The organism is Sorangium sp. So ce296 (assembly GCF_051529605.1).
In the GTDB taxonomy this organism is placed as follows: Bacteria; Myxococcota_A; Polyangia; order Polyangiales; family Polyangiaceae; genus Sorangium; species Sorangium cellulosum_D.
This window is the reverse complement of sequence record NZ_CP150325.1, coordinates 11,388,811-11,413,873: the sequence shown is the minus strand read 5'-3', so window position 1 is coordinate 11,413,873 and position 25,063 is coordinate 11,388,811. Positions and strand designations below refer to the sequence as shown.

At 69.3% G+C, this 25,063-nt stretch carries 18 protein-coding genes; 12 read left to right on the top strand and 6 right to left on the bottom strand.

Annotated elements, in window-relative coordinates:
• Window positions 1-300 precede the first annotated feature (300 nt).
• From WME98_RS42205 to WME98_RS42195, 3 genes are all read right to left on the bottom strand, one after another.
• A complete protein-coding gene (locus WME98_RS42205) occupies window positions 301-1,770 on the bottom strand; it encodes a tetratricopeptide repeat protein (RefSeq protein WP_437947299.1) in 1,470 nt (489 codons plus the stop codon).
• A gap of 11 nt (window positions 1,771-1,781) precedes the next feature.
• Window positions 1,782-5,624: a hypothetical protein gene (locus tag WME98_RS42200; protein ID WP_437947298.1), complete on the bottom strand. Its 3,843-nt coding sequence runs from the start codon at window positions 5,622-5,624 to the stop codon at window positions 1,782-1,784.
• A 91-nt stretch (window positions 5,625-5,715) separates the two neighbouring features.
• A complete protein-coding gene (locus tag WME98_RS42195; RefSeq protein WP_437338175.1) occupies window positions 5,716-7,377 on the bottom strand; it encodes a tetratricopeptide repeat protein in 1,662 nt (553 codons plus the stop codon).
• A 635-nt stretch (window positions 7,378-8,012) separates the two neighbouring features.
• On the opposite strand from WME98_RS42195, the gene WME98_RS42190 reads away from it, so the two are divergent.
• A complete protein-coding gene (locus tag WME98_RS42190) occupies window positions 8,013-8,858 on the top strand; it encodes a hypothetical protein (RefSeq protein ID WP_437947297.1) in 846 nt (281 codons plus the stop codon).
• Window positions 8,859-9,204: 346 nt separating this feature from the next.
• On the top strand, window positions 9,205-9,501 hold the full coding sequence (locus WME98_RS42185; protein WP_437947296.1) for a YraN family protein: 297 nt from the start codon (window positions 9,205-9,207) through the stop codon (window positions 9,499-9,501).
• Between the two features lie 95 nt (window positions 9,502-9,596).
• On the opposite strand, the gene WME98_RS42180 is transcribed toward WME98_RS42185, so the two are convergent.
• Both WME98_RS42180 and WME98_RS42175 read right to left on the bottom strand, forming a co-directional pair.
• Entirely contained in the window at window positions 9,597-10,466 is an 870-nt protein-coding gene (locus WME98_RS42180) for a HAMP domain-containing protein (RefSeq protein WP_437947295.1), read from the bottom strand.
• Window positions 10,467-10,542: 76 nt separating this feature from the next.
• Complete coding sequence (locus WME98_RS42175) at window positions 10,543-11,328, bottom strand: HEAT repeat domain-containing protein (RefSeq protein ID WP_061621709.1); 786 nt, start codon at window positions 11,326-11,328, stop codon at window positions 10,543-10,545.
• Window positions 11,329-11,806: 478 nt separating this feature from the next.
• Between WME98_RS42175 and WME98_RS42170 the strand changes: the two genes are divergently transcribed.
• The 9 genes from WME98_RS42170 to WME98_RS42130 all read left to right on the top strand — a co-directional run bounded on the left by WME98_RS42170 (window position 11,807) and on the right by WME98_RS42130 (window position 23,295).
• On the top strand, window positions 11,807-13,591 hold the full coding sequence (locus WME98_RS42170; RefSeq protein WP_437947294.1) for a carboxypeptidase regulatory-like domain-containing protein: 1,785 nt from the start codon (window positions 11,807-11,809) through the stop codon (window positions 13,589-13,591).
• 143 nt (window positions 13,592-13,734) lie between these two features.
• On the top strand, window positions 13,735-15,126 hold the full coding sequence (gene ftsY / locus WME98_RS42165; protein WP_437947293.1) for a signal recognition particle-docking protein FtsY: 1,392 nt from the start codon (window positions 13,735-13,737) through the stop codon (window positions 15,124-15,126).
• Window positions 15,127-15,549: 423 nt separating this feature from the next.
• Window positions 15,550-16,467, top strand: a complete 918-nt coding sequence (locus WME98_RS42160; RefSeq protein ID WP_437947292.1) for an outer membrane beta-barrel domain-containing protein — start codon at window positions 15,550-15,552, stop codon at window positions 16,465-16,467.
• 73 nt (window positions 16,468-16,540) lie between these two features.
• Entirely contained in the window at window positions 16,541-17,407 is an 867-nt protein-coding gene (locus WME98_RS42155; RefSeq protein WP_437947291.1) for a hypothetical protein, read from the top strand.
• 230 nt (window positions 17,408-17,637) lie between these two features.
• Entirely contained in the window at window positions 17,638-18,333 is a 696-nt protein-coding gene (locus tag WME98_RS42150; protein WP_437947290.1) for a HEAT repeat domain-containing protein, read from the top strand.
• Between the two features lie 287 nt (window positions 18,334-18,620).
• Window positions 18,621-20,234 (top strand): hypothetical protein, encoded by a 1,614-nt coding sequence (locus WME98_RS42145; protein ID WP_437947289.1) that lies wholly within the window; start codon window positions 18,621-18,623, stop codon window positions 20,232-20,234.
• A gap of 11 nt (window positions 20,235-20,245) precedes the next feature.
• Entirely contained in the window at window positions 20,246-21,703 is a 1,458-nt protein-coding gene (locus WME98_RS42140; protein WP_437947288.1) for a cytochrome c3 family protein, read from the top strand.
• Window positions 21,704-21,811: 108 nt separating this feature from the next.
• Window positions 21,812-22,066, top strand: a complete 255-nt coding sequence (locus tag WME98_RS42135) for a hypothetical protein (protein ID WP_020735484.1) — start codon at window positions 21,812-21,814, stop codon at window positions 22,064-22,066.
• 44 nt (window positions 22,067-22,110) lie between these two features.
• Window positions 22,111-23,295, top strand: coding sequence for a hypothetical protein (locus tag WME98_RS42130; protein ID WP_437947287.1), 1,185 nt, complete (start codon window positions 22,111-22,113; stop codon window positions 23,293-23,295).
• 15 nt (window positions 23,296-23,310) lie between these two features.
• Here the strand turns inward: WME98_RS42130 and WME98_RS42125 are convergent, their stop codons facing one another.
• Window positions 23,311-24,207 (bottom strand): GGDEF domain-containing protein, encoded by an 897-nt coding sequence (locus WME98_RS42125; RefSeq protein WP_020735482.1) that lies wholly within the window; start codon window positions 24,205-24,207, stop codon window positions 23,311-23,313.
• Between the two features lie 77 nt (window positions 24,208-24,284).
• On the opposite strand from WME98_RS42125, the gene WME98_RS42120 reads away from it, so the two are divergent.
• Window positions 24,285-25,046: a DUF3105 domain-containing protein gene (locus WME98_RS42120; RefSeq protein ID WP_437947286.1), complete on the top strand. Its 762-nt coding sequence runs from the start codon at window positions 24,285-24,287 to the stop codon at window positions 25,044-25,046.
• Window positions 25,047-25,063: the final 17 nt, after the last annotated feature.

Below are 25,063 nucleotides of genomic sequence, written 5' to 3'. Positions count from 1 at the left end.
CACGGCGGCCGGTCAACCAGCTTCGCATGCCATCGGTGCGACGGAGAGCACGACCCACGCTCGCCTCGACAACCGAATCCACCCAAGGTTCCCAGAGCGTTGCGACGAAAACGCCGAACCCCCTTCTCTTTACGTCAGGGAGAGAAGGGGGCTCGACGCGCTGCCTGACGCGCCGCTGCGCGGCCCGGCATGCCGGTTGAGCTCGCTCGGAATACTTCAGTATTCCTCGCCCGCTCTCCCTGGCGGCTCGGGCCGCTCGCGGCGCTCGTCCGACAGCATCTGAGACAAGGCTCCTGCTGCTTACGGAGCCGGAGTCGCCCCTTCTCCCCCTTCGCCCTCGCTCCCGGCAGCGGCCTCCTGCTCGGCTTCCTTCGTCTTCATGTCGGCCTCGGCCGCCTTGCGCTCGGCCTCGGTCTGCTTGTTGAAGGCGATGATCTGGTCGATCTCCTCCATGCGCTCCTTCGACCGCTTCACCGCGTCGGCGAACTCGCCATTGGCGCCCGCCTTCTGGATGAACTGGCCGAACAGCCCCTTCGCCGACATGAGGGCGCCCTCGGCGGACTTGCCGCCCGACTTCGCCTTGTACTCCTGGGTCAGGATCGCCTCGTTGTAGTAGGTCTCGGGGCGCTCCGGGGCGAGCTTCTTGGCGGCGTCGAGCTCGGCGCTGGCGGCCGCCACCATGTTGTCGAAGTTCGAGTCGTCGATCTGACCGCGCAGGGCGAGCGCGAGCCCCAGGTGAGCGTCGTAGTCGTTCGGACGCATCTTCAGGGCCGCGCGGTACGCCTCCTCCGCCTGCTGGAACCCGCGGAACTGCAGGTTCACCGCCGCGTAGTTCATCTGCGCCTCGTAGAAGGTCGGGTCGAGCTTCCTCGCGATGTTGAACTCCTGCACGGCGCCGTTCAGGTTCGCGAGCTCGACCTGGATCATGCCCGCGGTGTTGTGGATCGGCGCGTAGTTCGGGTTCTTGCGGATGGCCTGCGAGCAGACGAGCGCGGCGAGCTCCAGCGCCTGCGTGTCGATCTTCTTCTGCTTGCTGACGTTGGTCGCGACCGCCTTGCCCGACTTCCTGCCCGCCTTCTGCTTCGCCGTCTCCAGGTAGTAGATGGCGAGCTGGTTGAACGCCGGCATGAAGGCGTCGTCGACGGCCAGCGCGCTCTGGATGTACCGCTTCGCGCGCTGGAAGTCGTTGGGGCCGTCGTTGTCGGCGACGTTGTTGCCGCGCTTCATGTACAGGAGCGCGAGGTGCACGAGCGCCTCGACGTTCTTGTACTGGGCGTCGACGACGGCGGCCTGACGCATCTCGCTGATCGCCGCGTCGATGTTCCTCTCGCCCGACTCCGCCAGGTTGTAGAGCGCCACCTGGACGCGCGCCGGGTGGAACTTCGGGTTCTTCTGGAGCGCCTGCTGGAAGTACTTCTTCGCGTCCGAGTCCTTCTTGCAACGCTGGTACGCGAGCCCCGCGTTGTAGATGGCCTCGGCGAACGTCGCGTCCCCTTGCTCGTCCGCCGCGTCGAGGAACAGCTGGGCCGTCGAGCTGCAGGTCGCCTCGCTCCAGTCGCCCGCCTTGTCGTGCTGGACCATGGTGTCCATGGCGGTCTTGAACTTGTTGGCCGCCGCGACCGACACTGCGTTGCCCTTGCTGTCGGTGATCTCCTTGCCGGTCGTCGGATCCTTCGCCGCGCGAGACGTACCGCTGACGCTCCCGCCGCCACAACCCGTTGCGGCCAGGAGGAGCACCGCAACCGCTGCCAATGAGGTGATGCTTCTCATGTTTCGCTCCATCACTTCCTGGGTCGGGTCGTGGCCCGATCGAGCGCCGAGCCTTCCTTCGAGCCGCCGGGCGCCGCCTTCTTGTCCTCACCCTCTTCCTTGCCCGCCGCCGCCGGCTTGTCCGCGACGGTCGGCGCTTCGCGGAAGGGCGTCCCGTCGAGGTTCAGCGGCGCAGGACGATCGCTCAGGCCGGAGTTGACCCGCGACGGAGAGCCGCGGAATTCGTCGATGAGGTGGTACTCGGCGCCGTAGTTCTTCGACAGCCACACCTCGCAGGTGCGGGAGTAGTCGTCGAAGTACTGGTACTTCACCGACAGGTCGAGGCAGGTCTTGAACGCGCCCTTCGCCATCTGCTTCTGCGGCTCGCTCGCCTCGTCCAAGCGCGAGTAGTACTCGCCGCGGATCTCGTCGTACGAGACGTCGGTGCCCGGCACCATGCCGTGCCCCTTCCACTCCTTGGGGATGGGAGCGGCGCGGAACTCGGCGACGAACTTGCCCCACATCTGACCGACGCGCGCGCCGGCGGCGATGACCCACCTCGGCGGAGGCGTCGGCTCCAGCTTGAGGATCTTCTGGTACTCCGCGTCGGCCGCCTCGATCGCCGGGCGCTTCTTCTTCACCCAGTCCGCGACCTTGGTGTTGATGTGCTTGAGGACGTCCTCGCGGTTCCCGGCGCCCTTGTACTCGGGGAACTTGATCTTATCGACTTCCTTCCGCTTCTGCTCCGCGAAGTGGAAGTAGGCCTCGCCCACCGCGGTCAGCACCTTGCCGAGGCGGCGCAGCTTCTCCGGCTCCTCGCCGCCGATCGCGTCGAGCTTCTTCATGGCGGCCGCGGGGTCCTTCCAGTAACCGCGGACCTTGTTGTACTCGCCGTTCGCCGGGGTCACGCTCTTCGTCTGCAAGAGGACGCGCGCGTACATCGCGTGCGCCTGCACCTGGACGTCGAACGTCGCGTTGCGGTCGATCTGCGGCATCGCCGTCGACAGCCGCCTGCGCGCCTGATCCCAGTCCTCGCGGTCGATGTAGTGCGCGCCGATCGCGAACGCGATCTGCGCGGTCTGCGCGGGCTTCGCCTTGCCGTAATTCTTGTTGAAGAGGTCGGCGTCCTTGATGGCCTGGTCCTCCTGGCCGAGGCCGAGCCGCAGCACGACCGCGTCCTGGAGCGCCTCCGCGGCCTTCTCCCCCTTCGGGTTCTCGCGGGCGTAGCGCTCGTACCAGCTCGCCGCCTCGTCGTAGACCGCGATCGCCTGGTAGTTGCCGCCGATCTCGTAGATCGACGTCTTCGCCAGCTCGGTGTTGTGGAGGTTGTACCGCGGATCGAGCAGGATCTTACGAGCCGAGATCGACTTGGCGATGAGGCGGGCGGCCTGGAACGCCTTCGCGGCGTTGTAGAGGACCTCCTCGCTCTTCTCGCACGCGGGCTGCTTCGCCTCGCAGGCGGCCTCGCCGTACTTCTTCCACATGTCCATGTAAGCGACGGCGGCCTTCTCGTAATTCTTGAGGGCCTCGACGCCACCGGACGCGTCCGCCGCCTCGACCAGCTTCTGCGCGCGCAGGCGCTCGATGTCGCGCTGGATGCGGATCAGGATGCCGCACTGCTCGGCGTTCTCCTTCTCCTTGCCGCCCTTGCAGTAGAGGTCGATGAACTTGGGCACGTCCGCGGCCATGTCGTCGTAACAAGACGGACGCGGCGGGTCCATGTTCGCGCCGAGGACGTTGAGCGACTCGAGGTAGAGCTGGGACGCGTAGATGCCGACTTCCTTGTCGGCGTGGTTCAGCGCCACGTCGCGGAACGCGAGCGCGGCCTCCTCCCAGTGCTGCGCCTCGAAATACGTGCGGCCGCGCGCGTACTTCACCTCGACGTACTGCTCCTGCGCCTCCTTGTCGTTCGCGGCGGGCTTGATGTAGCAGACGTAGCGGTTGAAGGCGGTGATCATGCCCTTCTGGCTGTCGCTGAAGTCCTTGGGCTGGAACTTCGCCTTGTCCGCCTTCTTGTCCTTCTCGCCCTTCTTGCCCGTCCCCCCCCCGTCGGGGAGGTTGCCGGACCCCTTCAAGTGGGAGCCGTCCTTGTGGGTCTCGGTGTAGATGTTCTGGTAACAGAGCACCGAGGCGTACGCGGCCTCCGCTGCCTGCGGCCCGTTCGGATCCTCTGCCACGACCGAGTCGAAGGCGGGGCCGCACTTGGCCCAGTCCTTCTGGAAGTACAGAAGGTCGGCCATCGCGTACTTGATCTTGAAGATGTTCGGCCAGTCCTCCTTCAGGATGCGGGGGAACTCGAACTTGGCGAACTGCTCCTGCTTGAAGTTGTTGACGACCTTGTCGTAGAGCTGCGCGGCCAGCTGCATCGTCTTCTTGTCGCCGGTGCCGCGCACGCCGCCCGAGCCCACCGCCTCGAGGTGCCAGGCCATCGCCGTCTCGGTCATCAGGCCGGCGGTGATGTTGGAGCACTTCAGCTTGGCGTCCGCCGGGTGCCCCTCGCCCTGGAACTTGTTGTGGACGTCGAGCTGGCGTCCGAGCACGTCCATGATCTGGTCCTTGTTGCCAGACTTCATGGCGAGCGTCGCCTCGGCGATGTGCCCCTGGTAGACGCAGTACTTCGGGCCCCGATCGCGGGTCATCAGGTCGGTGTAGAGCTCGATGCCCTCCTTGTAATGACCGGTGTCGAGGTAGTTCTGCCCGAGGTCGTCCATCATCTTGAACGTCTTCTCGGAGCTGCCGCCCGAGTCGCCGCTGAGCGGCCGGAGGAAGTCATGGGACTTCCGCGGGTCGCCCGCGAGCGCGTAGACCGGGATGATGTCGCGCCGCGCCGAGACCGCGAGCTGGGCCGCGTTCGGCATCTGCTGGAACTGCTGGCCGTACTCGATCGTCTTCTTGAACTCGCTGATGGCGCGGGCGAAGTCGCCTTTGTTCCAGTAGACGTACCCGAGCTTGTAGTGGGCGTAGCCCCAGACCTTGTTCTCGGGCGGCGGATACTGGGTGACCTTGACGTACGACTGCTCGGCCAGGTCCCACTTGGACGGGTCGCCCTGCGCCTCGTTGAAGAAGAGCTCGCCGAACGCGAGGTACGCGTTGGGGATGTACTTCGAGTTGGGCCAGTTCTTGATGAGCTCGAAGTAGACCTTGCGCGCGTCCTCGAGCTGCTGCGCCTGCTCGTACTCGTACGCGAGGTAGTAGAGCACCTCGTCCGTGCAGCCCGTGCTCTTCGCGGGGTCGGACGCGTTGGTGCTCTGGCAGTACTTCGGGTACTGCGTCTTCAGCTGCGTGTAGTACTTGATCGCGCTCTTCCGCGCGGCGACGAGGATCTTGTCGGCCTTGCCGACCTCGGCCTGGATCCCGGCGACGGCCTTCGGGTTCTTCCGCTTGGCCTCGTCCGCCTTGATCTGCCCCTCGGTCTTGTCGCGGAACGCCGCCGACTCCAGCTCGACGTACCCCTCGGCCAGGCGCCGCATCAGCTTCGGCCGATCCGGCGCGTTCTTCGGCGTCGAGGCGTACAGGCTCTCGAGGCCCTGGATCTCGGTGATCAGCAGGCTCCTCACCTTCGGGGCGAGGCGGTTGCGCCGCTCGTCGCGCTGCGCCGAGGCCTGCGACGCGGTCGGGTTGGCCGGCTTCGTCAGGTCGTCGCGCTTCTTCAGCTGGATGCCCGTGGGGGCCGACTTGAAGCTGACCTGCGGCTTCTTGCCCGCCGACACCTGCAGCTTGCCGCCCGGACACGCGGCGATCGCGTCCTTCGCGGGCTGCGTGATGCATGCGTCGGCCGCCGACGCGGGGCTCGTCGTGACGGCGCACGCCGCCACGGCCAGCGTGCCTGCCGCCGCGCGGAGCGCATGCAGTACACCGAACTTCGACTGCTTCATCTCCATCTCCGTCCCTCCGCCACGGACCCCCGTGAGGAAGCGCTCCCTGCCCCGCGGTCCCAAGCCGCGGGGCAAACGTTTAAGAAATCTCTCACTTGCTGCACTTCGACGTCACGACCTGCCGGTAGAAGCCGAGCTCGTCGCGCCAGTACTCGCCGTCGAACGGCCACAGCACGTGCTCATCGTCGGGCTTGACGACGCCGTACGTGAGCGCGTCCTCCTTCGAGAGCTGGCCGCTGACGACCTGCTGGTCGAGCTTGTTCCGCTCGGCCGCGGTGATGTCGATGAGGATCTTCGACGAGTCGCGGAGGTGCTCGTTGAGCTCGTCGAGGTTGCGCTGGTAGCGCTCCCGGCCGAGCGTGCCGGCGTTCCGGATCGCGAGGCTCCGCGCGAACTCGAGGGCGTCGGTCACCTCGCTGCCCACCGGAGAGTTGCGGAAGTTGACGGGCGCCTTCTTGAACCGCTCCCCCTCCTCGTCGAGCACGCGCACGTACTCCATGTTGCGGCGGAGCTGGCGATCCGAGAGCGCGTTCTCGACGATCGGGCGGACCGTCGGCGACAGGTTCGCCTTGCCGGCGCTCACGTCCTTGAGGAACTGGAAGAAGCGCTCCTCGTTCCCCTCCCCCTGGAACCGGTTCAGGATCGACTCGAGCTCCTTCTTGATCGGCTCGTACTTCTTCTTCATCTTCGCGACGATCGTCGTCGCGTCGCCGTACTGGCAGATCGTGAAGGAGACGACCGCCTTCAGGATGTCGGCCTCGGGATAGAACGAGTTCGGGAAGTAGGGCGACTCGATCGTGTGAATGTTGCCGAGGGCCTGCGGATACAGCCCGGCCATGAAGTAGGCCCAGGACTGCTCGAAGAGGCTGTCCAGCCAGTACTCGCTCGCGACGTCGACGCGGTTCCAGTACTTGACGGCGGCCGAGAGCTTCGCGGCGTCGATCGTCGGGACGTTGTTGTCGTCGAGGCGGACGGAGGCCGAGTAGTAGGTGCGCGCCATCGAGAGGAACGCGAGGTCGCGCATGCGCGCCTCGTCCTCGACGCCCTCGACGCCCTCGTCGATCGCCTGGACGATCCGCTGGAACGACTTGACCGCCGGCACCGACTTGCGCAGCTGCACGTACGAGATGCCGCTGAAGAACTGGGCCTGGACGTAGTACTTGCTGTTGGGGTCGACCTTCGCGAAGAGGGCGATCGCCTCCTCGTAGTTCCGGTTCCGGTACTTGTAGCGGCCGAGCAGGTAGTTGAGCTGCCAGTAGAGGTCGCGCTGCTGGGGGTTGTTGAACCGCGCGATCTGCTCGGTCTTGTACTTGCCGACGCGCTCGATGATGTCCGCCGGCTCGGGGAGCTGCGTCGCGAGCTTGGACAGCCAGAGCAGCGTCTCGTTGAACTTGAGGTGGCTCGGCTTGTCGGCGATCTGCGAGAAGATCGCATAGCTCGCCTGGTAGAACTGCAGCCGGTACAGCGCGATCGCGAGGTGGTACTGCGCGATCTGACGGTTGCCCTCGTCGTCGCCCGTGTCGCCGTCGACGACGCGCTTCAGCTGCCGCGCGGCGTCGCTCCACCGCTCGCTGTCGAACAGCCGCTTCGCCTGCGCCGCCTCCTCCGTCATCTGGCCCGCGGTCACGGGGCCCGCATCCTCGTCGAGGTTGATCTCCTTGTTGGGCTTCGTGCCGCCCTTGGCGTCCGCCTTTTCAGCCGCGACGGGCTTACCCTTGCCGGCCTGCGCGTGCCCCACGGCGGGGGAGAGCAAGAGGGCAGAAGCTACAAGGCAGATACTCGCCAGCCGGTTCCGCATCGTCGTTCCTCGCTTTCGGCGACGTAAAGATCGTGGCCCCTTCGCCCCGTTCGCGGCTCCACACACCGGAAGCGCGCGCCGTAGACCCCCGAGGCAGCTCGGTCGAGAACCAAAAAGTTCAATGAGAATCAACGGATACTTGCGTGTGGCGGGGGATGGTAGGATTGTGGCGCGCGGCTTGTCAAGCGATGCCGGCCGTGGGGCTGCGCTACATTCCCGGGCTCGGACACCGGGCGCCGCGTCGACCTTGGGGTTGCGCACTGCGTAGCAGTCGAGGGTGGAATTATCGAAGAGCTGCGGCGCCGCTTCCCACACCGGAACGCCACGCCGGCGTCGCGCCGCGGAGGCGTGGCCGCCCCCCAGCCAAGGGACCGCTGGGCGCGGGGGTCGAACGCTGCGCGCCGGCGACGACCCCCCACCTCGGCGGGGCGCGCCCCATCCGGCTGTTGACGCTCAAGGCGCGCTTCGTCTAGGGTCCAACCGCTGACGTTGTGCCTTTGAGCACCTCGACTTGAGCGTTTTCTTGCCTCCCGTCCGCGCGCCTTCTGCCGAGGCGATGGCGCGCACCGCCGCCGAAGGAGCACGTTCTGATGACCCGTTCCATTCTGTCCGGCCTGCTCGGCCTGCTCAGCGTCGTCGCTATGGCAAGCCTGCCCTCCGCGTGTGAAAGCGGCGGCGTGGGCGACCCGTGCCTGCCCGAAGACGAGTACGATCCGCAGTTCGCTGGCTTCAAGGTGACGGAAGAGAACATCGAATCGCGGTCCTTCCAGTGCCAGACGCGGATCTGCCTGGTGAACCACTTCCAGGGGCGCGTGAGCTGCCCCCTCGGCCAAGAGGCGCCTGTGCCCTGTCAGCCCGGTGGCGGCGGATGCGGAGCGTGTGAGCCGGCGGGGACGTACGCGCCCGACTGCAACCCGGAAGAGGACGCCGCAGGGCAGTGCGTCAGCGGCATCTGCGATCCGGGCGGCTTCTGCAAGTGCGCCACCAACGCGGACTGCCCCTCCGAGGACTGGGTCTGCGGGGACGACGGGGTCTGCAGGCTGCACCTCTGCCGCGACAACTTCCCGGGCTGCCAGGACGCGACCAAGTCGGCGGAGGAGAACCAGGGCAAGGTCTGCTGCGTTCCGGGGACCGACGATCAGGTCGCCTCGCCCGTCTGCGGCCAGTGCGCCCCCGACTCGCAACGGAACGCACAGCAGGCGGTGTACTGCTCCTGCCGGTGCGGCGTGGCCGACGGGGAGCCGGACGATCCGAACTTCAACTTCTGCGAGTGCCCGCAGGGCTTCACCTGCTCCGAGATCCGCCCGAACGTCGGGCTCGGGGATCCCCTCCTCACGGGCAAGTACTGCATCAAGCAGAACTCGCAGTTCGAGAGCGAGGGGGAGTGCGCCGACGTGCCCGGCCGCGTCAACTCGGACCAGTGCGCGGGCTTCTAGGCATCGGGTGACGGGCCGCCGCGCCTCGCGCAGCCCTCGGCGTGCGCCGGTCGATCAGGCCGGCGGCGCCCTCCCCTCGAGCGACGGTTCAGGCTCACACGACGGCTCGCCGCCAGGGCGACCGGCGCGCGCGTCGCGCACTGGCGAACCGCCGGTCCGCGCGACGCGCGACGGCGGGCTCGCGGGAGGCGCGCGCGCCGCGGGCGCCGAAGAGCGCGGCGACCCCGGTGGCGCGTCGTCCCGCCGTGCGGCGATCGCGCCCGCTGCGGCGCCGCCGGCGGACGCTCGGAGAGCGCTCGGGGCGCGCGCGGAAGACGCCGTCGTCGCCTACCTTGCGGCGCGAGGGATGGAGGTGGTCGCGCGCAACGCGCGGGTCGGCCGCCTCGAGATCGACGTGATCGCGCGGGACGGCCCGGTCATCGCGATCATCGAGGTGCGGACGCGCGGCGCCGGCTCGTACGTCCGCGCCCTCGACAGCATCGACGCGGGCAAGCGAGCCCGCGTGCGGCGCGCCGGCGAGCAGCTCTGGCGCACCCGCTTCTCGCGCGTGCGCGGCGTGGAGCGGATGCGCTTCGACGCCGCGTCGGTAACCTTCCTCCCGAACGGCGAGGCGGCAGTCGAGCTCATCAAAGCTGCCTTCTAGCGCTCTTCGATTTTTGAGATTGATTTCGGATCGATTTCGAGCTGCTGCGGGGCTGCTCGAGGAGGCGCGCGCCGCGCGGGGCGCGCGCCGGCGGGTCACGCGTCGAGCTGCTCTTGCATCTCGGTGCGGAGGCGCTTGAGCTGCGCGATGCCGTCGGGGTCGATCTCGGCGGAGCCCTTCTGCGCGTGCGCGTCGGCCTCCAGCTTCGCGAGGATCGCGTCCATCTTCGAGATCTTGGCCTGCTGGCGCGCCCGCAGATCCTCGACCATCTTCTCGAACGCCTCGAAGAAGTGCTGGAGCTCGTCGCCCTTCCGCAAGCGCTCGCGCACGACCAGCTTGCCCTCGCCGACCTGGCGGAGCAGCCGCTTCATCTTGAAGATCGGGCCGGCGATCTTGTGCGTGAAGACGATGCCCGCCACGCCGACGCCGAGGACGAGCAGCGACAGCAGCGCGACGATGAGGCGGAGCAGCATCTGCTGGTTGTCCGCGACCTCGACGGCCTGCCGCTCGAGCGCCGCGGCCCGCTGCTGCAGCGACGCAGCGTCGCGCTCGAGCCGCGCCTGCTCGTCCTTGAGCTTGCTCTCGTCGCGCTGCGCCGCCTCGCCGAACGTCTTCGCGAGCTCGGGGTCGTCCTTGTACTCCTTCGCGATGTTCATCGCGACGACCTCGCTGACCCGGCGGCTCTGGACGAGCACCTCCTGGCCGCGCTTGACGGTCTCCTGACCCTGCCGGACGGTCTCTTGCCCCTGCTGCACGGCGGTGCGGCTCTGCTCGATGATCTTCGAGCTGGCGTTCCAGAGGAGGATCCCGAGCGCCACGGAGAGCGCGAGGCTGATCCCCACGAGGAACCCCGTGTATTTCAGCTGGAATTTCTGATCGAGCAGGTAGTTCCGCGCGCTCCGCTGGTAGCGCGCTCTGACCTCCGGCGCGGAGGTCTGCGGGGCCGTGCTGGAAGCGTCGCTCATGGGATCCTCGACGCTGGCTGGAGATGACAAGGGTCGTGAGGCACGGGGAAAGCCAATATCGAGCCGCGATGGTGCGTCACAGCGAGGCGACGACCTTGTGGAAGGTCTCGATCGCGTTCTCGACGCACATCTTCATCAGGATGTTCTCGCTCTGGACGTCCTTCTTCGGGGTGCCGCTCTGCGTGAGCTTGGGCGCGAACTCGCCCTGGAGCGACTTGGACGGATAGGTCCACATGCTGACGCGGACCACCTGGGTGAGGTTGCCGCCCTGGTACACGGCGGGCTCGACCGTCGCGAGCAGGTAGAAGCCCTTCATTTTTTTGCCGTTCAGAATCTTCTTGCCCTGGGCGAGCGTCTCGCCCTTGGGGGCCACCGCGTAGCCGGCCTTCGCGAGGATCTTCTCCTGCATCGCGGCGCGCACGAGCGGCTCGATCTCGGACTCGGGGCGGCCGCTCTTGTTCGTGATCTCGATGGCCACGTAGTACTTCGTGTCGGCGCCCGGCGGAGGCGGCTGCGACGGGCCGCCCCCGCCGCCCGCGGACAGCGTGGCGATCGACTTCTGCATCTGCGACTTGACGGCCGGCGTCTGCTCCCGGCCCTCGGCCCGCTGCAGGCACGCGAGCCCCGCGGGCTTGCCCAGCCTGCCGAGCGCCGCGGCCGCCGCGACCCTGACGGACGCGTTGGCGTCCGTCAGGGCGTCGCAGAGCGGCTTCGTGGCGGCGTCGTCCCCCGACGCGCCGAGCGCGAGCGCCGCCTGCGTCCGGACGCGGTAGTCGTCGTTGGTCTTGAGCTGCTCGGCGAAGTGGCTCGTACGCTGATCCGCGTAGCTCCTCGTCGGCATCAGCGAGAGTACGAGCGTCACAACCAGCAACACGAGCGCAGGAAAGGGCCGACGCATTCCACGTTCGACGATACACGAGCGCATCGCCGCCGTGGCGATCGGATCAGCGGGCCTGCACTCGAAATTTGGTGCGCACACGCTCGCACTTTTGCCTTGCATTCGCTCGCTCCTCGTTGCCACCGAACTGGACGGTTTGACGCCGCCAGCCCGCGGGGCTTCAAGGCGCGAAACACGTTGGGTTTCAGGGTGAACACGACATCATCATCCACTTATCTACCCGTCTCCACGGCGCTCTGTCGACGTCCTGTCGGCGCGTCGCGTGCACGTCCGCTCACGTCCGCGTACGTCCTCGCTCGCCCGCGCCGCCTGCGCTCGCCGCCGCGCGCCGGGCGAGCTCGAGCTCGGCGCTGCCGCGGATCCGCTTCCCCTTGCCCGGGCTCGGCCCGCGTGACGAATAATGCGCGACCATGACGAGGGGCTCGCCGGAGGCGTTCGGGAGATGCGTGGCTTGAGACGATGTCTGAAGGCGGCGCTCGTCGCGGCGGCCGCGCTCGTCGCGGCGGCCGCGCTCGTCGCGGCGCCCGCGGCGCACGCGCAGACGCGAGGCGCGCCGCTCCGCATCCAGGTGCGGGGGAGCGCGCAGATCGACGCCGTCGCGTGGACCGAGCCCGACGGGTTCGTGGTGCGCGGCAGCGTCATCGACGACGCGCGGAGCCCGGTCACGGAGGCGCCGCTCTCCATCGACGCCGTCACGAGCGGCGGCGCCCCGGTGGATCTTCCGCAGGCGGAGGGGTGCGCGGAGGGCGGCGCGGCGCGCGTTCGAGCGCACCGCGCCTCGCAGGGAGGATACGCGGTCACGACCGACGCGCGGGGCACGTTCTGCCTCCGCGGGCGCGCGCCGCTCGCGAACGCGACGCTGCGCGTCCGCTTCCCGGGAGGGAAGCTCTACGAGCCGGCCGAAGCGAAGGTCCCGATCGAGACGCACGCGGCCCCGCTCGCGCCGGTGAACCTCAGGTTCGATCCGCCGGTGGACGCGATCGATCTGGATCGCCCGACGGTCAACGTCACCGTGGCGCTCCGGATCGAGCGCAGCGGCGCCGCGGGCGGCGCGCCGTTCGAGCGCGAGCGGCTCCCCGTCGTGCTCGAGGACGAGCGCGGCACGCGGATCGCGGAGGCGCCCACCGGCGGCGACGGGCGGGCGCGGTTCGAGCTCGCGACCGAGGGCCTCGGCGGCGCCGGGCAGGGCGCGCTGCGCGCGCGCTTCGAGGGGACCGCCGCGCTCGCGAAGGCGACCGTCAGCCAGGGCGTCGTCCGGTACGCGCAGGTCACGCTCGCGCTCTCCCATCCGGTCGAGCCGGCGCGCGCGGAGGACGGCGTGCCGATCGACGTCGACGTGCGCTCGTCCGGCGGCCCGGTCGAGGGCGGCGTCGTCGAGGCGCTGCGCGCGGGCGAGCCGGTGGGCGCGGCGGCGGTGGTCGCCGGCAAGGCGCGGGTGATCGCCGCGTTCACCGCCGAGCGCGAGGGGACGGTGCCGCTGTCGCTCCGCTACGTGCCCGCCGCCCCGTGGTGGATCCCCGGCGCCGAGCTCGCGATCGACGTCCCCGTCGCGGGCCCCGGGGTGTGGCGGCAGCTCGCGCTCGGCGCCGCCGTCCTCGCGATCGCGGGCTGGGTGCTCGGCGGCTGGCGGCGCGCTCCGAAGCGCGCGGCCGCCGGCGCGGCCGACGAGAAGCCCGCGGCGCCGCCCGGCCGCGCGGGCGTGCGGATCGTGGGGCCGATCGACGACGCGACCGGCTGGCGCGGCGCCGTCGCCGACGCGCACGACGGCGCGCCCATCGCGCAGGCCGAGCTCACGATCGTCGTGCCCGCGTTCGACGGCAGCGGCGTCGTCGCGCGCGCCGTGACCGACGACGCCGGCGAGTTCTCGATCGAGGCGCCGTACCGGAACGACGCGAAGCTCGTCGTGCGCGCGCCGACGCACAGCAGCTACGAGCAGGCGCTCCCGCCGCCGAGCAGGCTGGGCATCGCGCTGGTCACGCGGCGCCGCGCCGTGCTCGATCGCCTCGTCCGGTGGGCGCGGCGGCAGGGGGCGCCGTTCGAGGGGCCGCCGGAGCCGACGCCCGGGCACGTGCGCCGCGTGGCGAGCAGGGTCCAGCAGCGCGAGGTCGAGCAGTGGGCGACCCGGATCGAGCACGCCGCCTTCGGCCCCGATCCCGTCGACGAGCGGATCGAGCAGGACCTCGGCGCGTCGGAGCCGAAGCCCGGCGTCTCGCAGCTCGCCCCGTGAGCCGAGCGCTCGGGGCGCGCGGCGGCGGCCCCGCCGCCGCGCCGACCTGCCGTTTCGCTGGCCGGATCGGGCGACCGCGCGAGCGCACGTTGACGTATGGGGTGCGTCCCATATAGTCGGCTCCCTCGCCGGAGAACGCCAACGTGGAAATCGCCCTAATTATCGTCGGCCTCGTCGTGGTGGCGGCGATCGTCTACTTCGTCACGAAGAAGGCGCCGCCCCCCGAGATCGCAGCGCCCCCCGAACCGAAGAAGCTCCCGGAGAAGGCGAAGCAGCCCACCGAGAAGCCGGCGGAAAAGCCGGCCGACAGGCCGCGCGTCCAGAAGAAGCCTCCGGCGGAGGAAGAGCCTCCGGCGGAGGAAGAGCCTCCGGCGAAGGCGAAGGAGCCCGCGCCGCGGGAGGAGCCGCCCGCGGCGACGCCCTTCCCCGTCGAGGTGCCCGCCGTCCCGCCGCCCTCCGCCCGGGCCGTGCCGCCCGAGCCCGCGGTCGCGGAGGCGCCGCCCGTCGCCGCGCCCGTGGTCGAGGCGCCCGCGGAGAAGCCGGCCCCCGCGAGGCCGGCGCGCGAGACGACGCCCCCGGGCGCGCGCAAGCGCGACGTCGAGGGGCTCCGCAAGGGCCTCACGAAGGTACGGGAGCGCGAGGGCTTCTTCGGCCGCCTCAAGGCGCTGTTCGCCGGCAAGAAGGAGATCGATCCCAACGTCGTCGAGCAGATCGAAGAGGTGCTGCTCACCTCGGACGTCGGCGTGAAGACGACGGAGCTCCTCCTCGACGAGATCCGCTCGGCGCTCAGCCGCAACGAGCTCGCCGACACCGACAAGGTCTGGGACGCGCTGCGCGAGCACGCGAAGCGGATCCTGCGCGTCGGCGCCGGCGGCGGGCTGCCGCTGAAGACGCAGCCCACCGTGGTGATGGTGGTCGGCGTGAACGGCGTGGGCAAGACGACCACGATCGGCAAGCTCGCGACGCAGCTCAAGGCCGAGGGCCGGACGGTGGTGCTCGCCGCGGGCGACACGTTCCGCGCGGCGGCGGTGCAACAGCTCAACGTCTGGGGCAAGCGCGTGGGCTGCGAGGTCGTGCGCGGCAAGGACGGGGCGAACCCGGGCGCCGTGATCTTCGACGCGATCCAGAAGGCGAAGGAGACGGGCGCCGACGTGGTGCTCGCCGACACCGCCGGCCGGCTGCACACGAAGACGAACCTCATGGAGGAGCTGGCCCGGGTCGCGCGCACGATGAACAAGGCGATGGAGGGGGCGCCCCACGAGACGCTGCTCGTGCTCGACGCCACCAACGGACAGAACGCCATGCAGCAGGCCGCGCTCTTCAAGGAGGCGCTGCCCATCACCGGCATCGTGCTGACGAAGCTCGACGGCACCGCGAAGGGCGGCGTCATCCTCGGCATCTGCGCCGAGCACGGGCTGCCCGTCCGTTACGTCGGCATCGGAGAGCGCGCCGAGGACCTCCGCGAGTTCGAGCCCGACGAGTTCGTCGAGGCGATGCTCGGCCGCCCGAGCGGCACCGAGGACGCGGCCGCCTGACGAGCGCGGCGCCCCGCGGCGAGCGATCTCGACCTCACCTCCCAATCACTCCCCTCGACATCGGTCAAAGAGATGGGCGATGGTCCGAGCCCTCGGACCGCCTCGCCCGCACCGCCTGGCCCCTCAGGAGCCGGCACCGCGGCCGCGCGAGCAACGGCGGTTCCGGGCCCGCGGCGATTGTGCAGCCAATTTGCCGGTCGGCGCGAGTCCCCCGGGCGCGCGCCGCCTGGGGGCTCGCCCGGTCGCCCAAGGCAAAAGGATTTGGTTGTTGATCCTTTTATTTTCGGCGTGATATAGTCCGTCGGGCTTGGCGGTTGACCGAATTAATTAATGAATTCGCGTAGTTAGAAAGCTGTACTACCTGGGCGATCGATCGCTCGCATCGCACGGACTTCGGAAGGGATGGCGATGAACCAGGCTCGCGTGGGGCTTCTCGTTGCGGCTGCGCTGGTCGCGGTGCCGCTCACGGCGTCGGCTCAGCCAAAAGAGCAACCCAAGGAAATTAACCTCGACGAGCCAGAGACTCCTGCCGAGGGCACGGAGCCGGCGGAGGCCCCCGCGGCTCCGGCCGAGGGCGAGGGTGGCGACGAGGCGGGGCTTGGGGACATCTGTAAGATCGACCCTTCGGCGTGTCCCACGATCGACTTGAACAAGGAAGCGGCGAAGGAGCTCAACCCAGAGACCTACGCGGTGCAGCAGATCTACGCGCTGCGCTACCACCGCTTCGAGGTGAACCCGTACTTCGGGCTGACGATGAACGACCAGTTCGTCGGGCACAACGGTCCGGGGCTCGCGATCAACTGGTACCTGACCAACGTCCTCGCGATCGGGGTCAACGGCAACTGGTACGCCGGCCTCAACACGCCGTCGGACTTCAACTTCCAGACGAGCAGGGCGGCGCGTATCGGTGAGCCGATCACCGAGTATCAGTGGAACGCGAACGCGAACTTCACGTACGTCCCCGCGTACGGCAAGTTCGCCGGGTTCAGCGACTTCATCTTCCACTACGACTTCTTCGTGCTGGGCGGCGTCGGCGCGATCTCGACGCGGCCCATGGCCGTCGTCGATCCGGACAACCGCACCTTCGACTGGAAGCCCAAGCTCGCCTTCCACGTCGGCGGGGGCCTCCGCATCTTCTTCAACCGCTGGTTCGCGGCCATGGCCGAGGTCAGCGACTACATCTTCTTCGACGAGCTCGAGAACCCCAGCGTCGCGACGAGCACCCCCCAGGACAAGAGCACGTGGCTCGCCGAGGGGAAGAGCTTCACCAACAACGTGCAGGCACAGGTCGGGTTCTCGGTCTTCCTGCCGTTCTCCTGGGAATACCGGCTGCCGAAGTAAGGCCTTTGGACGTGGGGACGCGCCGACGCCGAGCGCGAGACATGGGATGATTCAGCCAAAGACGGGGACAGGCATGATGCGTCGATTCGTCCAAAGCCTCTGCACCGTGGTGGCAGGGCTGACCGGCTGTGCACTTCTGATGACGGCTGCGCCGGCGGAGGCGCAGGAGATCCAGCTGACGGGCCCCCTGGCCGGTGCGCCCGCCGTGCGGAAGCTCCGGCTCCACCGTGACGGACGGTTTGAGGTCGCTCCAGGCGCGTCGTTCACGCTGCTGGACGAGTACCGGCGGACGATTATGCCGGGGCTGCGCCTCACCTACCATCTCACCGACTGGTTCGGCATCGGTGCCTGGGGCGGCTATGGGTTCCAGTACAATACCGGGCTGACGGACGAGCTCCAGCGCGTCGCGATCGACAGCCGCGGCTGCGCCGACCGGCCGTTCACGAAGGCGTGCCAGCTGACCAGGGTCAACCTGACGCGGGGTGACCTCACCGAGGACCAGCTCGCGCAGATCCAGTGGGTCGCGGCGCCGCAGGTCACGGTCGTGCCGTTCCGCGGCAAGCTGGCGCTGTTCGCCGAGCTCTTCGTGGACACCGACGTGAACTTCTTCGCCGGCGTCGCGGCGATCGGGGTCAAGGAGCGCAAGCAGTGCACCACCAACTGCGCCGAGACCTTCGGCCTCGAGAGCCGCATGGCCATCGCGCCGACGTTCGGCCTCGGCTTGAATTTCTACCCGTCGGACTTCCTCGGCTTCGGCGCGGAGTGGCGCGCCCTGCCCTTCGAGTGGAATACTTCGGGCTTCGACAACCACGGGCTAGGTACGGATGAGGCGTTCCCCGACACCCATGTGGACGAAAAGGACCGCGAATTCCACTTCACCAGCATGGTCACCGTGAGCTTGAGCATCCAATTCCCCACCGCCATCAAGACGACGGAGTAGACGGCTTCGCCGGCTCGGTCACCGAGCCGCTCCGCCCGGGGCGACCCGGGCGGGGAGCGTCCAGTGCCGGGAGCAGCAGGCTCGGCCCTCGGCAGTGGAGCCCGGCGGCGATCGTCGGGCAGCTCGGACCGCGGCGGCGGGATAGCCACCAGAGGTCAGCGTTGGGTATTTTCGATTTTCTCCGCAAAAGCAATCCTCCGGCCGGGGGTGCCCCCTCCGATAACAAGAAGGTGGCCGGTCCGGCCAAGGTCTGCGCGGACAAGCGCGCTCAGACCTACGACCGCCTCGACGCCATCCAGACGCTCGCGGCGATGAAGAACGCCGACGCAGCGGCGGCGCTCCTCAGGCGCTTCACGTTCTCGATCGACCCCTCGATCACGGATCAGGAAGAGAAAGATCTGGCGTTCCGGGGCATCGTCGATGCGGGCAAGGACGCGGTGCCGGCCGTGGTCGAGTTCTGCGTCAAGGCCGAGACCCTCACCTGGCCGCTCAAGGTCCTGAGGGCGCTGCTCGAGGACGACGACTACCGCGTCGAGCTCGTCCGGCTGCTCGATCGGTGCGACACGGAGTACGCGCGCAACATCGAGCCGAAGCAGCAGCTCATCATCGCCCTCGGCGAGATCAAGGGCGACGACGTGCGGGTCGCGGTGGAGCGGTTCCTCGACGACGTGAACGAGACGGTCCGGTTTCACGCCGTGCAGACCATCTTCGCTCAGGGCGACGAGGCGAGCGTGCCAGCGCTCGTGAAGATGCTCGCGACCGAGGAGTCGGTGCGGGTGAAGAACAAGGTGGCCGAGGGGCTGATGACCCGCGGCTGGACGGTGCCCGCGGAGCTGCGGAGCGGCGCGAACCAGGCGCTCCAGGACTCGAACGGCTTCAGCATCGGCGCGGACGGCAAGCTCCGGAAGGGCGCTGGATACGGTTGAAGGGCGCGCCTTCGCGACAAAGCTGTTCGCCCTGCGATCGGGTTGACAGCGTTGCCGCGCGTGGACGAAACTCCGCGCCATGCTTGTTCAGCCCTCGGCGGCAGCTGAGCGCGGAGGCCGCGTAGCGCGGCCCGCAGCATCGGAAAGCGAGCGCAGAGTCCGTGATTGAGCACCGCTCGTCGATGGCGGAGCTCCCGTCACGACGTCGTGAGCCATGCCCCCGCTCCGGCGAGGCGCGTCGAGGAGCGCGCGAGCGGCGAGCGCGGCGCGCCTCGGCGCTGCGCGCGATGACCGCGGCCAGCCTGCTGCCCTTCGCGCTCGCCCCGCGCGGCGCCGCAGCAGCCGACTTCGAGGTCCAGTCGACCACAGGCGTCCAGGCCTACGAGGTCGCGAGCCCCTGGGGAGCCACGAACATCGAGCGACGGCGTCTTTTGCAGACGCTGGGGCTCGCCGTCTACAACATCCAGGGCGACTCGGTGCCGGGCGAGGCCGACTACTCGGCGACCGTGCGGCTCCGGCTCGACGCGGACTTCGGGGTGAACGGCCACCTCGAGGGAGCGCAGCAGGGCGGCGAGACGAACTACAGCGTCGCCGGCGGCTCGCGTTACATCCCGGGGCTGCGCGAGGCGCCGCTCGATCTGATGTACGCGTACTTCGAAGGGCGGAACGTCGCCAGCGGGTGGCTCGGCTTCCGGGTCGGCCGCCAGTACGTGAGCGACGTGCTCGGATGGTGGTCGTTCGACGGCGCGCTCCTCCGGGTCACGACGCCCTACTACGTCCAGATCGAGGCGTACGGCGGCCTCGAGCAGCGCGGCGGCCTGCCGCTCTCGACGTCGCGCTTCGAGGCGCAGGGCATGTGGCGCGGCAGCCACCGGGGCTTCGGCGACGACCGGACGCTGCCCGGGAGCGCGGCCGACTACCCGGCGTTCCAGGAGGCGCAGATCGCCCCGGCGTTCGGCGTCGCGCTGGAGAGCGCCGGTCCGAGCTTCCTCCACGGCCGGCTGACCTACCGGCGCGTCTACAACGTGGGGACCGCGATCACCCAGCAGTTCCCCGACGCGGACGGGGACGTCCAGACGACCGACGGGTCGCGCATCTCGCAAGAGCGGCTCGGGTACGCGGCCAACGTCAACGTGCCAAACCTCGGCGGGCTCAAGGGCGGGGTGACGTACGACCTCTACAACGAGCGCGTCGGCTCGTTCTACGGCGGCCTCGAGGTGTACGCGGGCAGCCGCGTCACGCTGGGCGCGGACGTCGACTACTTCGTTCCGACGTTCGACGCCGACTCGATCTGGAACTGGTTCACCCATGCGCCCATCACCACGATCACCGGGCGGGCCGCGGTCGACATCACCCGCGAGGTCGATCTCGCCGCCTGGGGCGGCACGCGGCTCTGGATGGCCGAAGGGAACCCGGAGGAGTTCGGCGCCGGCCAGTGCGAGGTCGCGCGGCTCGGGCCGGATTGCGTCGGGACGACGGCGCTCGACCCGAGCGACGGCGACCTGGAGGATTACGCGCGCGACGAGGAGAACCGCGCCACGACGATGACGACCGACGTGCTCGCGAACCTCGCGGGCCGCTACCGCACGCGGACGTCGTCGGTCGAGCTCCGCGGCATGCTGCAGACCGGGGAGCGCGGGCGCCGGACAGGCGCCGATCTGTCGGGCGAGAAGCGGCTGCACGGGCAGCGTTACGCGCTCGGGGCGCGGGTTTCGCTGTACAACTGGGCGGATCCGCTCCGGCCGGACCGGGACGCGACGTCGTTCGGGTACGTCCTTGGGGCCGGGTACCGGCCGGGCGAGTTCGCAGACTTCAAGATCGAGTGGGAGCACGACATGAACCGGCTGGTGGGCCAGCGCTTCCGCGTCGTCGGCCTCGTGAGCCTTCGGGTGGCGCCGTGAGCGAGGAACGCATGGACGCAACACAGGACCGCCCGCGCGGCGCGCGGCGAGACCACCCGAGGCTCGTGCCGGGGTGGGTCGCGATCGTCGCGTGCCTGGGCGCGCTGGCGCTCGCGATCGTGGGCCCCGAGGCGGCCGCCCAGCCGAAGCCGCCGGCGACCGCGGAAGACGACAGCGCCGACGCGGCCGATGAGGCGGAAGGCGACGCCGAGGAGGGCGCCGCGGGGGAGAAGGCCGCGCATCCGCCGCCGGGCGGGTACAAGTCCGGCCTCCACCCGATGCCCGACGACGCGGAGGTGCCGCTCGCCTGGATGCCGCCCGGGACGAGCGCGACGCCGGTCCCGAGCGACGAGATCTACCCGCCGCAGACGCTGACGATCCGCTTCAACCACAAGAAGCACGTCAAGGGGCTCAAGCAGACGTGCAAGTCGTGCCACGCGGCGGCCTACACGAGCGGCGCGGTCACGGACCGGCTGCTGCCGAGCCCGGCGCAGACCTGCGACAACTGCCACGACGTCGATCACTCCGACCTCACCCAGGTGAAGGCGGGGACGAACGAGAACGGACAGTGCGTCTACTGCCACATCGGCGAAGACGCGGGCAGCGGCGGAAAGGTGGCGCCGCTCGTGCTGCCGCACGCGAACCTCCGGTTCCCGCACCAGAAGCACGTGAGCCGGAACATCAAGTGCAGCCAGTGCCACGGCCGGGTCGATCGCCTCGAGCTCGCCACCCGCGAGCAGCTGCCGCGCATGGCGGGCTGCTTCTCGTGCCACAACATGAGCGGCGCGGCCCAGGGCGACGCGAAGAGCGACTGCGACGTGTGCCACCTGACGCGCCCCGACGGGCGGCTCGTGACCGCGTTCGCCACGGGCGATCTGCTGCCGCCGCGCTGGCTGCACAACGCGGGGCACACCCCCGACTGGCTCGAGCGGCACAAGCAGGTCGCCGCGAACGACAGCGCCTTCTGCGGGACGTGCCACAGCGAGAACTACTGCACCGACTGCCATGACGGGAAGATCCGTCCGCGCAACGTCCACCCGAACGACTTCCTCTCGATGCACGCGCAGGCGGCCCGGCAGGACAATCCGCGCTGCGTGAGCTGCCATCAAGAGCAGACGTTCTGTGCGGACTGCCACCGCCGGACGGGCGTGGCGCGCGAGGCGCCGAGCGCCGCTCGGCCCGCAGGGCGCCGCTTCCACCCCCCGCCGGCCGAGTGGACCACCGCGCCGCGCAGCGCGAAGCATCACGCCTGGGAAGCAGAGCGAAACCTGAATGCGTGCGTTTCCTGCCACACCGAGCGGGACTGCGCGACGTGCCACGCGACCCGGGGGATCTCGGGCGGGCAAGGGGTGAACCCACACCCGATCGGGTTCGACGAGAGCAATTGCAAGGCCGCGTTCTCCCGAAACCCGCGCCCGTGCCTGGTGTGCCATCAGTCGAGCGACAGGTCCCTGCGGGGTTGCCAGTGAAAAGTCAAAATCGGTCAGTATATTCCTTGCCCTGGCCTTCCGGCGACGGGTATAGCGAAGTGCGCGCGGCTTCCCTAACGATCGCCGCGAACGCCAAGGAGAACGGGCGTGAAGGAGCTGATCAAGTACCTGATCGACAACCTCTATCTCGATTTCCAGGGGGAAATCACGCTGGAGACAGTGCGGGGCTTCCTCCGCGAGGACGACGGACGGGAGGCACGGCAACTTTTGTCGAAGCTCATCGAGGAGAAAGGGGTCGACGACATGCTGATCACGCTGGCCGACTGTCTCAAGGAACACATCCAGAGCGGGGTGAACGAGAAGGTCGTCCGCGAGCAGCTCTCGCTCTACGCCGAAAGCTGAGCAGGCTGGCCCGAGCGGCGCGCATCGCTCCCCTCCCCCTCTGCTTGCACGCAGCCCTCGCGACGGTCGGCTGCGACGTAGGGGAAGCCTCGTACCAGACGATCGACGCTCCCCCTGTCCACCTGATCGAGGCGCGGGCCACGACCGGCCTCGACCAGAACTACCAGCCCGTCCGCACCCCGCTCGCTCCGGACGGCAGCACCTTGGTGCTGTCGACCGCGAGCTTCGTGCTGAAGTTCGATCGCTTCCTGCTCCCCGGCTCGGTGAGCGGCGCTGTGGGGCCCGAGTCGCTGTGCGTCTCGGGCGATCTCGCCAAGCAGGTCCTGACGTACGCGGACTGCGTCAACCCGATCCCGCTGGCGCCGACGTACAACCCGGTCCAGCGGGAGGTCATCTTCCGCCAGATCGAAGGCATGCCGGGGCTCGTCCCGGGGACGCGGTATGTGCTCTGGGTCCTCGGGCCGGTGGACGACGCGGCGCCGTCGGGCATCCGCGCGTTCGACGGCGCGCCCCTGGCCGAGAGCCAGCGCGTCGAGTTCACCGTCGCGGCGACCAACCCGCCCGAGGCGATGCCGGAGCGCCAGCCGAGGGGCGACTTCTACTGCCAGCAGGACCTGGAGTGCATCGGGCGCACGCCAGAGTGCCTGGGCGAGCCTCCGGCCGATCCGACGTGCTTCCCCTGCGTGAAGGGCGCCGCGAAGCTCCTCAACGCCTGCGCGGGGTGCCACAGCGACGCGAACGCCGCCGCAGGGCTGAACCTGAGCGTGGCGGCGCTCGATCCGGCCGTGCAGCAGTTCAGGTACAACCGGATCGAGCCGCTCTACGACACCGCGATCGGGCACGCCGCGCACCAGACCCAGATGGGTGAGCGCGCGCACGTGGGGGAGAAGACGCCGGAGCGCTTCGGCAGGGCCATGCCGCTCATCGACCCGGGAAACCCTGGGAACAGCTACCTCCTCTACAAGATCATCGTCGGGCAGAGCGCGGTCGACCCCTCCCTGCCCGCCGACCAGGCCGAGCGGCTCCGCGAGGAGATCGAGCGGCTGCGCGCCGCGTTCGTCATGGGGTTGCCCATGCCGCCGCCGGCCTTCCCCGCCTCGTTCTGGTTCCATCCCCAGATGTCGCCCGACCAGGAGGTCACGATGTACGTGGACGGGATGGATATCCTGTCCGCGTGGATCCTCGACGGCGCCGTGCCGCGCGACTGCTCCGTTCCGCTCCCGCCCTGACGCGGCCGCGCGCCGTCACATCACGCGGTTCCGCCCGCCCTTCTTCGCGTGGTAGAGCCGCTCGTCGGCGCGGCGGTAGAGCTCCATGGGCGAGACCGGCGCGTCCGGCGTGATGCCGGCGACGCCGAAGCTCGCGGTGACGGCGATCTCGCCGTCCTCGAAGCGGAACGGCGTGCGCTCCACGAGCGCGCGCAGCTTCTCGGCGACGTGGCGCGCGCTCTCGACCGGGATCTCCGGGACGAGCAGCGCGAACTCCTCGCCGCCGACGCGCGCGAGGACGTCGTCGCGGCGGACGTTCGCGGCGGCGAGCGCGGCCATCTGGCGGAGCACGGCGTCGCCCGTGAGGTGCCCCCGCGTGTCGTTGATGCTCTTGAAGTGATCGATGTCGAACATGATGAGCGCGAGGTGGCGATGGTAGCGGCACGCCCGCGACACCTCGCGCTCGAGCGCGACCTCGAAAGAGCGCTTGTTGTGGACCTGCGTCAGCCCGTCGAAGGTCATCAGGCGGTAAATCTCTTCGTGGTACGAGAGCTCGACGTTCCCCCCCTGGATGAACTTGAAGATCGTCCGCCCGATCTTGACCTGATCGCCGTCCTTGAGGGCGCGCTCGTCGATCGAGACGTCGTTCACGTAGGTGCCGTTGGTCGAGCCGAGATCGCGGACGACGTAGCCCATCCCGTTCCAGGAGATGCGCGCGTGCCGGCGGCTCACCGCCTCGTCGTCGAGGGGGATGTCGGTCTGGATCGCGCGCCCGCACTCGATGGAGCCCGTGCCGAGGGCGATGCGGCGCCCGAGCTCCGTGCCGTAGATCACGACCAGGCACGCGGTGCCGGGCTCCACCGGAAGCGCCGGCGGGGCGATGGACGTGCAGGTGACGAGCGTCTGCCGATGATCGTTCTCTTGCTTCGCCACGCTAGAGGACCCAAGTACACCAGAGCCGGCGGTCCGGGGCAACGCACGTCGCGCGTCGGACATGGTAGGCTTCGGCGATGAAACGCTGCGGTTTCGCGCAGATGTGGGTCGCCGCCGCGGCGGCCGCCGCGCTCTCCTCTGCCCTGACCGGGTGTGGTCAGAGCGCGCCCCCGATCGACGAGATCGACGAGAGCGACGCTTCGCCGCAGGGGCCCGAGACCATCACGCTCTCCCCGGGCGCCCCGCCGCTCCCGGGCGAGGCCGAGTGCAAGGTCGTCGTCCAGACGGGGATCCGCGTGGCCACCGCGCAGCACGTGCCGGAGTGCACGCCCGTCCAGTACGACACCAACCCGCCGAGCGGCGGAGATCACTGGGCCGTCTGGGCCGAGTTCAAGAGCTACAAGGCGGAGGTCCCGCGGGAGATCTACGTGCACAACCTCGAGCACGGCGCGGTCGTCCTCGCCTACCGGTGCCCGTCGTCCGGCTGCGCCGAGGTGGAGGCGATGCTCGAGGAGGTGCGGACCGAGGCCGCTTCGGATCCGAAGTGCCTCACGCTTCCCGGAGGGCCCGAGGCGCGCCTCGTGATGACGCCCGACAGCGCGCTCGACACCCCCATCGCCGCCGCGGCCTGGGGCGCCACCTACACCGCGACGTGCCTCGACAAGCCGTCGCTCGCGCGCTTCGTGGCGGAACACTACGGCAAGGGCCCGGAAGACACGTGCAGCAACGCGGCCGCCGTCGACGTCGATCAGCCAGCGGGGGGCGCGCCGAGCTGCGGTGACGCGCCGCCCGACGCAGGCGCGGGCGACGCGGCCGACGGCGGCCCGCCGGAGCCGTAACCAGGTTGACAGGTGCC

Coding starts and splice junctions, on each gene's coding strand:
- WME98_RS42140 (WP_437947288.1), top strand. CDS start 20,246: ATGGACGCAACACAGGACCGCCCGCGCGGCGCGCGGCGAGACCACCCG.
- WME98_RS42190 (WP_437947297.1), top strand. CDS start 8,013: ATGACCCGTTCCATTCTGTCCGGCCTGCTCGGCCTGCTCAGCGTCGTC.
- WME98_RS42185 (WP_437947296.1), top strand. CDS start 9,205: ATGGAGGTGGTCGCGCGCAACGCGCGGGTCGGCCGCCTCGAGATCGAC.
- WME98_RS42155 (WP_437947291.1), top strand. CDS start 16,541: ATGATGCGTCGATTCGTCCAAAGCCTCTGCACCGTGGTGGCAGGGCTG.
- WME98_RS42205 (WP_437947299.1), bottom strand. CDS start 1,770: ATGAGAAGCATCACCTCATTGGCAGCGGTTGCGGTGCTCCTCCTGGCC.
- WME98_RS42145 (WP_437947289.1), top strand. CDS start 18,621: ATGACCGCGGCCAGCCTGCTGCCCTTCGCGCTCGCCCCGCGCGGCGCC.
- WME98_RS42200 (WP_437947298.1), bottom strand. CDS start 5,624: ATGAAGCAGTCGAAGTTCGGTGTACTGCATGCGCTCCGCGCGGCGGCA.
- WME98_RS42120 (WP_437947286.1), top strand. CDS start 24,285: ATGAAACGCTGCGGTTTCGCGCAGATGTGGGTCGCCGCCGCGGCGGCC.
- WME98_RS42170 (WP_437947294.1), top strand. CDS start 11,807: ATGCGTGGCTTGAGACGATGTCTGAAGGCGGCGCTCGTCGCGGCGGCC.
- WME98_RS42180 (WP_437947295.1), bottom strand. CDS start 10,466: ATGAGCGACGCTTCCAGCACGGCCCCGCAGACCTCCGCGCCGGAGGTC.